The organism is Caulobacter sp. 05T431, assembly GCF_056665975.1.
The window spans coordinates 1-378 of sequence record NZ_JBFTKU010000169.1 but is presented as its reverse complement, the minus strand read 5'-3'; the positions used below and the strand labels follow the sequence as shown (position 1 = coordinate 378).

1 protein-coding gene is annotated in these 378 nt (G+C 61.4%); it reads right to left on the bottom strand.

The annotated features are described in order from the left end of the window. Positions 1-23 precede the first annotated feature (23 nt). Positions 24-378, bottom strand: a 355-nt coding sequence (locus AC1U89_RS24980; protein WP_479902302.1) for a PilW family protein, incomplete at its 5' end; no start/stop codon positions are given.

Here is a 378-nt window from a genome sequence, read left to right as displayed (position 1 = left end):
GCATGCGGGGGTCATCCTGGAGGTCAGAGGCATGACGTGTCTCCCGGAACACAGTGGTTGTAGTTGCGGACCTGGAGGGTGGTGGTGAACAGGCGGCGTGCCGCCTGGGTGTCCTGCGTGGGTGTGAAGGTGCCGTCTGCGCCGTTGTAGAGCGACCCGAACATCTGGATGGCTCCGTTTCCCCCGGCGTCTGCGCTCGCGTTGTCAGCGCGTACGACGATCGACAGCTTGATGGTCGCGATGTGGAGCCATTCGAGTGTCGTCATTTCGTCGGCTCTCACGTACTTGTCCGGCACATCGTCGGAATTCGTGGAGATCCCATACAGCAACTGCATGTTCTCGACGCCGGTCACCAGTTCCTGCGTGACGTACGTGGTC